Source organism: Rhodococcus sp. H36-A4, assembly GCF_027158005.1.
In the GTDB taxonomy this organism is placed as follows: domain Bacteria; phylum Actinomycetota; class Actinomycetes; order Mycobacteriales; family Mycobacteriaceae; genus Rhodococcoides.
On record NZ_JAPVLQ010000006.1, the window covers coordinates 287,093 to 297,398 of the forward strand.

The 10,306-nt window shown below is 62.0% G+C and carries 9 protein-coding genes; 6 read left to right on the top strand and 3 right to left on the bottom strand.

The annotated features are described in order from the left end of the window. Positions 1 to 59 precede the first annotated feature (59 nt). Positions 60 to 485 carry a VOC family protein gene (locus O1W68_RS17950; protein WP_269305842.1) on the top strand — a complete coding sequence of 142 codons (426 nt, stop codon included), beginning with the start codon at positions 60 to 62 and terminating at the stop codon, positions 483 to 485. On the opposite strand, the gene O1W68_RS17955 is transcribed toward O1W68_RS17950, so the two are convergent. The 3 genes from O1W68_RS17955 to O1W68_RS17965 are packed head-to-tail and all read right to left on the bottom strand — an operon-like array spanning position 486 to position 4,149. Then, on the bottom strand, positions 486 to 1,847 hold the full coding sequence (locus O1W68_RS17955; RefSeq protein WP_269305844.1) for a metallopeptidase TldD-related protein: 1,362 nt from the start codon (positions 1,845 to 1,847) through the stop codon (positions 486 to 488). Continuing rightward, a complete protein-coding gene (locus O1W68_RS17960; protein ID WP_442972396.1) occupies positions 1,844 to 3,370 on the bottom strand; it encodes a TldD/PmbA family protein in 1,527 nt (508 codons plus the stop codon). The genes O1W68_RS17955 and O1W68_RS17960 overlap by 4 nt, the downstream gene beginning before the upstream one ends. 11 nt (positions 3,371 to 3,381) lie before the next feature. Continuing rightward, entirely contained in the window at positions 3,382 to 4,149 is a 768-nt protein-coding gene (locus O1W68_RS17965; protein WP_136168983.1) for a TSUP family transporter, read from the bottom strand. A gap of 17 nt (positions 4,150 to 4,166) precedes the next feature. On the opposite strand from O1W68_RS17965, the gene O1W68_RS17970 reads away from it, so the two are divergent. The 5 genes from O1W68_RS17970 to lnt all read left to right on the top strand — a co-directional run bounded on the left by O1W68_RS17970 (position 4,167) and on the right by lnt (position 9,821). Continuing rightward, on the top strand, positions 4,167 to 5,324 hold the full coding sequence (locus tag O1W68_RS17970; RefSeq protein WP_269305848.1) for a sensor histidine kinase: 1,158 nt from the start codon (positions 4,167 to 4,169) through the stop codon (positions 5,322 to 5,324). A gap of 15 nt (positions 5,325 to 5,339) precedes the next feature. Then, a complete protein-coding gene (locus O1W68_RS17975) occupies positions 5,340 to 5,999 on the top strand; it encodes a response regulator (protein WP_269305851.1) in 660 nt (219 codons plus the stop codon). 84 nt (positions 6,000 to 6,083) lie between these two features. After that, entirely contained in the window at positions 6,084 to 6,599 is a 516-nt protein-coding gene (locus O1W68_RS17980) for an FxsA family protein (RefSeq protein ID WP_269305853.1), read from the top strand. Positions 6,600 to 6,616: 17 nt separating this feature from the next. After that, positions 6,617 to 8,212, top strand: coding sequence for an amidohydrolase (locus tag O1W68_RS17985; RefSeq protein WP_269305855.1), 1,596 nt, complete (start codon positions 6,617 to 6,619; stop codon positions 8,210 to 8,212). Continuing rightward, complete coding sequence (lnt, locus tag O1W68_RS17990; protein ID WP_269305857.1) at positions 8,202 to 9,821, top strand: apolipoprotein N-acyltransferase; 1,620 nt, start codon at positions 8,202 to 8,204, stop codon at positions 9,819 to 9,821. The genes O1W68_RS17985 and lnt overlap by 11 nt, the downstream gene beginning before the upstream one ends. Positions 9,822 to 10,306: the final 485 nt, after the last annotated feature.

Genomic DNA, 10,306 nt, shown 5'->3' on the forward strand with positions numbered 1-10,306 from the left:
TGTTTTTCGAGTGCTCGATAAACGGTGACGAGTTCCGTCGCCAGAACGGAGATTTCAACGTGCCGATCGCAGTATCCGACTACAACCATGTTCGTCTCACAGTCAGCGACATCGACATCTCGCGCAAGTTCTACGACGAGGTGTTCGGCTTCGAGGTCGCTTTTGCCTTCGATCCGAATGCAGACGAAGAAACCAAGAAGTCTCTGTGGTTTCTCTTCGGCGGAGTGATCTACAAGTTCCCCGGCGGATTGTTCGGCTTGCGACCGGTCGCACCCGAGAGAGATTCCTTCGACGAAGATCGAACGGGACTCGACCATCTGGCCTTCAGTGTGGAGAAGCATCAGGACTTGAAGGACGCAGTGGTGACGCTGGACAAGCTCGGTATCGCACACGAACCCATCAAGAGCGGTGGCCCGGGATTGTCGATCGTCGAGTTCCGTGACCCCGACAATATTGCCCTGGAAATCGCGGGCCCCAGCGAATAGCTACTGCGCTTTACTCACCGAGGACATGTGGAAGTCCGGAATACGCAACGGCGGCATAGCCGTTCGCGTGAACCAGTCTTTCCATTCCCGGGGCAGCGTCTTCTCCGTTGCCCCGGCCTCCGTGGCGCGGCGCAACAGTGCCAGTGGGCTTTCATTGAAGCGGAAGTTGTTGACCGCGCCGACTACCTTGCCGTTTTCGACCAGGTAGACGCCGTCGCGAGTCAACCCCGTCAGCAGCAGCGTCGCAGGGTCCACTTCGCGGATGTACCAGAGGGTGCTCAGTAGCAGTCCTCGTTCGGTTCGCGCGACCATCTCTTCGAGGGTGGTGTCCGACCCGCCGGTAAGAACGAGGTTGTCGCCCGGAACTGTCAGCTCGGTGTCGTATTTCTCCGCAAGAAAGCGCGGGTAGGCGAGCGCATTGATCGTTCCGTTTCGGATCCACTCGACTCGGGAGGTGGACACGCCGTTGTCGAAAAGCGAAACGGAGTCGTTCGAAGAACCCGTTGCGACGAATGGCGAGTACTCGAGCCCCTGGTGCCGAGGGTCCGAGAACAACGTCAGCGGTAACTGGCCCAGCTTCTCACCGATACGAGTTCCGCCCGCCCGAGAAAGCGCCGTATGTCCTTCCTGTGCGCCACGTCCCTCCATGGTCCACATCAGATAGATCATCAAGTCGGCAACCGCGGACGGCGGCAGTAGAGTCTCGTACCGACCTGCGGGTAGATCGATTCGGTGTCTGGACCAGTCGAGCCTGGTGGACAGGTCTTCGAGCAACTTTTCGATCGACACATCGTCGAAGTGCTTCGTGCTCGCGCCGACCCACGCGCTGGCATCCGAACGCTTTCCATTGATCTCGATCGATCCCGTGGGCTGCGTGAATCGCCGTCTGATGCCGGTCGACGACCCGAGCCATACCGTTTCGATCTGGTGGTGGGCGAAACCGTAGAGCTGGTCCTGCCCGTCGAAACCGGTCGAAAGGGAACCGGTGAGGGACTCGAACACCCCTATGTCGGTCTGCGCGGGATCGGCATCCCAATCCGGTGCCACCGTGCTCCCCTCGACGAGGGGCATTGCATCCTCGGCCGTCTCAGCTGTGCGAGCGGCATTTTCGGAGGCACGGACCGTTGCGGTTATGTCTTTCGGATCGACGCTGCTGGACGAAGACGTGGAAACCCGAGTCCCATCGTCCGCGCGAACGATGGAGACGACCGTCCATCGTCTGGACACTCCGACGCCGTTGGTGGTCATCGAATTGTTGGCCCATCGGAGTGAGGACTCACTGGAATCGGTGACGATCACCAGGGTCTCGTCCACTGTGGCGGCACGTAGAACCTGCTCGACGACGTCCTGAGCTCGAATCACCGGACCCCCTCCGATCGAGTGTTGAGTACGTTGACACCTCGGAAGAGAGCTGCCGGACAGCCATGGCTGACCGCAGCAACCTGACCGGGTTGCGCTTTGCCGCAATTGAATGCGCCACCGAGCCGCCTGGTCGACTCACCACCCAGCAGATCCATCGAGCCCCAGAAGTCGGTGGTGGTCGCTTGATAGGCAACATCGCGGACTTGGCCTTCGAGTCGTCCATCGCGAATACGAAAGAACCGCTGACCGGTGAACTGAAAGTTGTACCGCTGCATATCGATCGACCACGACTTGTCGCCGACGACATAGATTCCGTCCTCGACAGCCGCCACCAGGTCGTCGATGCTGCGATCGACATTCGGGTCCGGTTGCAAGGAGACGTTGGCCATGCGCTGAATCGGAACGTGATGTGCGGAGTCGGCGTACGAGCACCCGTTGGACCTCGAAAGTCCGAGCCGCGGCGCGAAAACGCGATCCAATTGGTACCCCACCAGTACACCGTCGCGCACCAGGTCCCATTTCTGGGCGGCGACACCTTCGTCGTCGTAGCCCGTGCTTGCCAGCCCGTGAACTTCGGTGCGGTCGGCTGTTACATGCATGGATTCGCTGCCGTACTTCAGTGTGCCGAGTTTGTCCGGCGTCGCGAAAGATGTACCGGCGTAGGCCGCCTCGTATCCGATGGCGCGGTCGTACTCCGTAGCGTGGCCGATCGATTCGTGGATCGTGAGCCACAGGTTGGTCGGGTCGATCACGAGGTCCAGGGGACCCTCCACCACCGAAGGAGACTTCACTTTCTCACCCAGCCAGTCGGGTATGCGCGCGAGTTCGTCGGCCCAGTCCCACGTGCTGTCCGCAGCCAGGTACTCCCACCCACGACTGATCGGTGGCGCAAGAGTACGCATCGTCTCGAAGGCGCCGGCGTCGGAGTCGACCGTGGTCGCCTCGAACTGTGGATGCAGTCGAACGCGTTGCTGAGTGATCGAACTACCCGCCGAGTCCGCATAGAACGTCTGTTCTTTGACCTGTTGGACCGACGCCGTCACGTGGTCGACTCCGTCGGACGCTGCCAATCGCGACGAGTATTCGGCGAGAAGTTGGACTTTGTCACGGGTGGGAACGTCGAAAGGATCCACCTCGTAGTCCGACACCCAGGTTGCGTCCGAATAGATCGGTTCGCCTGCCAACTCGACGTGCTCGCGATTGAGGGCCCGCAGAGCAGTGGCGACATCGACGGCCGTCTTGGCCGTCCGTACCGCAGCGGCAACGGACAAGTCGCTGTGCGAGGCGAATCCCCAAGTACCGTCGATCACCACGCGAACTGCCAGCCCGATCTCGGAGCCGTCCACAGCCGATTGAACCGCACCGTCGCGAAGATTGAGAGACTGCGTGGTCAACCGGTGCACGCGAAGATCGGCGTGGGCAGCACCCGCTCGCCGCGCGGTATCGAGTACTGCCTCGGCAAGTTCGCGCAGGGGGAGCTCGAGAAAGTCCGGGTCCACATGTCTTCGCCGCTGCTGGGTCACAGGAATCGAGGTTAGCCGAACTGTTGCCATCCGAGTCGGATGACCATCCCGAACACGACCACCAGCAACACCACTCGCACGAATCCGGAACCACGAGCGAGCGCTATGCGTGAGCCCGACACTGCGCCGATCACATTGCACACAGCCATCGCCGCTCCCAACTGCCAGAGCACGTGACCGGTGACGGCGAAGAATGCCAATGCCCCGAGGTTGGAGCCGAGATTGAGCACCTTCGCCATTGCTGCACTGCGCACGAACTCGGTTCCGAGCAACGTCGCAAAAGCGATGATGAAGAACGTTCCGGTGCCAGGCCCGAGTATGCCATCATAAAATCCGAATCCGCCGGCTGCGAGGAATACGACGGTCAGTGTCTTCCGCTTGCTCGGGGCGTGTGAGCCTGCAGCGGAGCCGATCGTGGGTCGAGCGGTCACCAGGGCCGCGACAGCGATCAATACGACCATGATGATCGGGATGAACAATTCGCGGTCGATCAAGGACACCGCAGCGGCACCTGCCGCCGACGCGACGGCTGCGAGGGCTCCGGCGGGAACGAGCAGTCGCCAGTCGAGTGCGATTCGACGGGAAAAGGTGACTACGGCTGCGAAAGTACCGAACACGGCAGTCATCTTGTTCGTGGCGAGCGCCGCCTGTGGGGCCAGCTGAGGCGCGACGAGCAAGATCGCGGGCAGGAGGATGAGCCCACCACCACCGACTACGGCGTCGACCCAACCTGCCGCTGTCGCTGCGACCATCAACAATCCCCAGTCGGCGGCAGTCATGCGGCAAACTCAATCACATGCGTAGATTCAGCTTGTGGCTCAGGGGGAAGCCCTTCATCGCCGACATGCTGCTAGCAGGCACTCTGTTCCTTTTCGAGGTTGTGACATTCGTCAGCAACGTCGATATGAGAAGCCCGATGGTGTTCGTCGTCGGGGCGGTGGCGTTGAGTGCTCCGATCGCATGGCGACGACGGCACCCGCGGACGGTCGCGTGGTCGGTGCTGGCAGGCTCGCTGCTCATCACGCTCGGTGGACTTGCCGTCGGGGCGCCAACCGCTATTCATCCTGCTGCACTGTCCCTGCCGATCATGCTCTACACACTTATCGCGTACGTGGGCCGCCGAGAAGGACTGCTCTATCTGGGCGGGGTACTGCTCGATGGAGGTCTGGCGGTATGGGCGCTGGACGACGATGTGGTTCTTTCGATGCTGTTCACTGTTCTGCTGTACGGGTTCGCCTGGATCGCTGCCGAGTTCCTCGGAGCTCGCCGTGCGTACGACGAGGCGGTCGAGGCGAAACTGCTTGTCGCCGAATATGATCGGGACAGGCGTGCCGAGGAAGCCGTTGCACACGAGCGCACCCGCATCGCCCGGGAGTTGCACGACGTCATCGCACACGGTGTCAGCGTGATGATCGTTCAGGCAGATGGGGCGTCGTACGCGATCCGGCGGGATCCGGATCGAGCAGAAGAAGCAGTCGCGAACATCTCTGCCACCGGCAGGCAGGCGCTTGCGGAACTACGGCGCACGGTCGCACTACTCCGAACCACTCCCCATTCCGAGGACATGCCCATGTACGGGACTGCGGGGCTGGCAAAAGTGGTCGACATGATGTCGCGTGCCGGATTGAACGTAGAACTCGAACAAACCGGGAATCTGGACGACATCAGTCCCGCGATCAGTTTGGGTATCCATCGTCTCGTTCAGGAATCGCTCACCAACGTTCTGCGCCACGGGGGCCACGCTCCGCGGGCACGGGTCGCAGTCGTGCGCCGCGAGGAAGACGTCCTCGTCGAGATCGTCAACGGTGCTGGATCAGGAACCAGTGCCGTCGAGGGGACAGGGAACGGCCTGCTCGGCATGCGTGAGCGTGTTGCCGTACTGCAGGGTGCGTTGGAAGCCGGCCGAACGGCGGACGGCAAGTGGCGAGTACGCGCTGAGTTGCCGCTCGAATGACGTTAGGTTGGGACCGTGCCGATTACAGTGCTCATCGTCGACGACCAAGAATTGATGCGGATGGGCCTGACGATGGTCCTCGACGCCCAGGAAGACATCACCGTCGTCGCGGAGGCGGCAGACGGATCGGCAGCCGTGCGCGCTGTCCACGAGCATCGACCGGACGTCGTTCTCATGGATGTTCGGATGCCGGGAATCGACGGTGTGCGAGCTACCTCGATGATCACCGAATCCGAGTCGAACTCCCGAGTGCTCGTCATGACGACGTTCGATCTCGACGAGCATGTCCTGGGAGCACTACGGGCAGGGGCGAGCGGGTTTCTACTCAAGGACACCCCGTCCGAGGATTTGATATCCGCGATCCGCAGCGTCGCCGCCGGTGACGCGGTCGTCTCACCTAAAGTGACGCGGCGTCTACTGTCACGCTTCATCGCCGAGGACGCACCACTCGCACGGGACCCGGTGGTGCTCGACGCTCTCACCGACCGTGAACGGGAGGTGCTCGGATTGCTCGCAACAGGACTGTCCAACGCCGAGATCGCCGGTAAGTTGGTGTTGTCGGAAGCCACGGTGAAGACCCACATCGGCCGAATTCTGACGAAACTCGGCCTTCGTGATCGGGTTCAAGCGGTGGTTCTTGCATACGAAACGGGCGTCGTGCGTCCTCGGTCGTGAATCGTTACCGAAACGACGACGGATTCAGGGAGAAATACAACGTGGTCGTCCGTTGTCAGTGAAGGCGACGAAAGGAACGAACACGTGATTGCGCTATTTGCCCTCTATGTCATCGTCGAGGTGGCCGCGCTGGTGGCTGTTGGTAGCGCTATCGGCGTGCTCTGGACCGTGCTGCTCCTCATCGCCGGTTCCGCTGCCGGGTTGATACTCGTCCGCGGTCAGGGCCGTCGCGTGATGGAAGGCCTCCGCAGCGCGAGTCGCGGTGAACGGTCCCCTGGTGGAGCGGTCGCCGACGGTGTGCTGTTCGCTATAGGTTCGGTCGCAATGTTCGCTCCAGGCTTGGTCACGACCGCGTTCGGTATCTTGCTTCTTCTGCCCCCCACACGCTGGGCATTACGTCCCCTGGTGATGCTGGCGGCCGCCAGATGGATGCCGACGGTCGCCACGGCCGCTGGCAGGATGAGGCCGACCGTCATCGACGGCGAGGTCGTCTCCGATTCGCCCGGACGGACGGCCTATGACGGACCGTCCTCGAGCATGGTGCTCGAGGGACAGATAGTCGACATCGACGGGCAGGATTTCCAGAAGCCGGTTCGCTAAGGGCACACTGAACCATCGTGAGTACCCAACTGCTTCTCGGTGGACGGATCTACAGCCCGATGGCTCCCGACGCGAGCGCTATCGCAATTACCGACGGCATCGTGACGTGGACAGGTGAGGATCGAACGGGCCGCGCGCTGCACCCCGGTGCCGAAGAGATCGACCTGGCCGGCGCGTTCGTGGCCCCCGCGTTCGTGGACACACACGTCCACACCACCGCGTACGGCCTGGCTCTCGGTGCACTCGATCTGAGTGCGTGCCGCTCACGTGCAGAGTGTGTGAATTCGATACGCCGTTACGCGCTGGAAAGCTCCGATCCGTTGATCTGGGGGAACGGTTGGGACGACACGGCGTGGGACGAGCCGGGTGTGCTCTCGACCTCGGATCTGGACGACGCCGCCCCCGGCCGGCCGATCTATCTGGCCCGCGTGGACGGACACAGCGCCGCAAGTTCGACGGTTCTCCGTGCTGCCAGTGGCGCGCTCGATTCCCTCGCGGGATTTCATCCCGAACATGCGCTTACCGGTGACGCTCACCACGCGGTTCGTCGTGCCGCCTTGAAGCTTTTGACTCCGTCCGCTCGAGCGGCCGCGAGAACCCGAGCCCTCGACAACGCCGCATCGAACGGCATCTGTGCCGTGCACGAATGTGGCGGTCCGGATATCTCCGGCCGTGACGATTTCCAGGAACTACTCGGTACCGAACACGGGGTCGAAGTACGCGGGTACTGGGGTGAATCGGTGTCCACCGCAGATCAAGCACGCGCGCTCATGCACGCGACAGGTGCACATGCGCTCGGGGGCGATCTGTTCGTCGACGGCTCGATCGGCTCACATACGGCGTGGCTCAGCGCGCCCTACGACGACGGGCCCGGCACCGGACTCTCGTTCCTGGACGTCGACGCGATTGCCACGCAGGTGGCAGCCTGCACCGAAGCCGGGATCCAAGCGGGCTTCCATGCAATCGGCGACGCCGCTGTATCCGCCGTCGTGCAGGGGTTTTCCCGTGTAGCGGCCGCCATCGGTGGCCCCGCCCTGGCAGCCCTCGGACATCGCGTCGAGCACGTGGAGATGGTGTCCGGTGAACAAGCGGCGAAGTTGGCGTCCTGGGGAGTAATCGCAAGTATGCAGCCGATGTTCGACGAGTTGTGGGGTGGCGAGGAGGGGATGTATGCGCGTCGACTCGGGGGGGATCGTGCGCGGACGATGAACCCGCTTGCACAACTGGCCTCCTCTGGCGTCTCCCTCGCATTCAGCTCCGACGCGCCGGTCACCGGGCTCGATCCATGGAGGATGCTGCGCGCAGCGGTCAATCACCGAACCGAGGGGAGTGCAATCTCGCCTCGAGCGGCGTTTTCGGCCGCTACGCGCGGTGCGTGGCGCGCGGGCGGCGTGCGGGATGGCCTTGCCGGCACCCTGACGCCGGGGGCTCCGGCAAGCTACGCGATCTGGGACGCAACCGATCTCGTGGTCAGAGCACCCAAAGACAGTGTTGCGCGTTGGTCGACCGACCCGCGGGCCGGTGTCCCTGCCCTGCCATCGCTCGAGCCTGGCTCGCCGTCCCCGACCTGTCTTCGCACCGTGCATCGTGGGCGGACAATTCATGGCGCTTGAAGGGGTGGGGGTCGCACGAGTGCAGGTGGTCCGCACTGGTGTGTCGGTCTTGTCCGCTGTGGCGTCCGGCCTCCTGCTGTTCCTGAGCTTCCCTCCCCGCCCCCTCTGGTTTCTCGCCCCAGTCGGGGTGGCACTTCTCGTCCTCGTCCTGCGCCGTTTCGGTACTACCGGGTCGGTCTCGAAGAAGAGCGGTCTCGGCTATGGATTCCTCGCAGGACTGGGGTTCTTCGTTCCACTGCTTCCCTGGATCGGTGTCTACGTCGGTCCGCTGCCGTGGCTGGCACTCGCTGCAGCAGAATCTTTGTTCATCGGTCTCTTCGGCGTACTAGCCGTCGTAGTCTCCCGAAACCGCTGGTGGCCGGTCTCCACGGCTGCGGTGTGGAGCCTCGTCGAGTGGGCGAGGTCGAGTTTTCCGTTCGGTGGATTCCCTTGGGGCCGATTGTCCTTCGGGCAACCGGACAGTTGGTTGTTGCCGCTCGCGAGCATCGGCGGAGCTCCGTTGCTGAGCTTCGGCGTTGCGCTTACCGGCACTGGACTTGCGGCGGTCGTATGTACTCTCGCGGCGAGAAAGAAACCTGCTGTCCGAGGCCGACTCGTTGTCGCGGTCGCGACCACGAGCGCGGCATCCATTGTCGCAGTTGCGCTTCTTCCGACACTGGTGAGCAATGAACCAGAAGCAGGAGAGCGCACCATCACCGTGGCCGCAATCCAAGGCAGCGTGCCTCGGTTGGGTCTGGACTTCAACTCTCAGCGCCGCGCGGTATTGGACAATCATGTCCGGGAAACACTGGCGTTGGCCGACGAAGTATCGGCAGGGCGCGCGGATCGACCGGATCTGGTCGTCTGGCCCGAGAACGCTTCGGATATCGACCCGTTGCGAAACGCGGACGCGGCTTCGGAAATCACCGCGGCATCATTGGCCGTCGGGGCACCGATTCTCGTCGGCACCGTCCTGGTCAACGACGATCGCACAACCACTAATTCGGTCATCGCATGGAATGGCGCCGACGGGCCCGGCGAACGTCACGACAAGAAGATAATTCAACCGTTCGGTGAATACTTACCCTACCGAAGCTTCTTTCGAATGTTCTCGGAATACGCCGACAAAGCTGGCTACTTCGTCCCGGGTACGGGAAACGGCGTAGTTCACGCTGCTGGTATCGCTGCAGGTATCGCGACGTGCTATGAAGTCGCGTTCGACAGAGCTTTGACCGAATCTGTCCGATCGGGCGCAGAATTCATCGCGATCCCGACCAACAACGCCACCTTCGGTGACACCGAGATGACCTATCAGCAGTTGGCGATGTCGAGAATTCGTGCTGTCGAGCACGGGCGATCCGTTGTAGTCGCCGCAACCAGCGGGGTCAGCGCCATTGTCTCGCCCGACGGGTCGGTCGTCGAGCAGACTCCCTTGTTCGTCCCCGATACCCTCGTCGCACAGATCGGACTCCATAGCCGAACGACCGTCGCAACAGATCTGGGTGCGTGGCCGGAACGGCTTATATGCATCAGCGCGGCACTGTTTCTGCTGCTCGCAGTTGTACGCCCGCGAACAACAGGCAACGAGTCGGTTATCGGGCGAGGAAACAATTCAGAAGTCCGCAAATAAGCTTTGAACATATTTCAACCCTCATATCGTCCGCTACCGAATTGGACAATTCACTCGACTCACCTGCGGTTTCACCGGAAGTGTAACGGACAGGGAATTGTTCTCGATTCTCAATTAATAGTCCGCCAAAACAATGGCGGCTGGCTATTGTGTGTTGGTAGATCGAAATTGTCATGAGCGCGATATGCAGCACGCATATCGCCAGCCGTCGACCAGGAAGACCGGGGCCCTGGACGTTCGGTGGTGTACGCGCATGAGAGGGGGCGCCGGTGATGAGTCTTGCCGTAGAAGGCACGGAGTGTAGACAGCCGACCCGCAGCACTGCACGACGTTGGAAACAGACTGCAAGCACGTTTCTGAATCCGCGCACAGTTCCAATCCATGATGTGGTCCGCTTCGAATCAACCTGAGTTGGCCGATTGCGTTGCCCGCGCCGAGAAGCCGAATGCTCAGTACTGGCCTGCACAACTGCACCCGATCAGAAC

What these genes read in the sequence shown, in the direction of transcription:
- O1W68_RS17965 (WP_136168983.1), bottom strand. Translation starts at nt 4,149, where the DNA reads ATGACTGCCGCCGACTGGGGATTGTTGATGGTCGCAGCGACAGCGGCA.
- O1W68_RS17970 (WP_269305848.1), top strand. Translation starts at nt 4,167, where the DNA reads ATGCGTAGATTCAGCTTGTGGCTCAGGGGGAAGCCCTTCATCGCCGAC.
- lnt (WP_269305857.1), top strand. Translation starts at nt 8,202, where the DNA reads ATGGCGCTTGAAGGGGTGGGGGTCGCACGAGTGCAGGTGGTCCGCACT.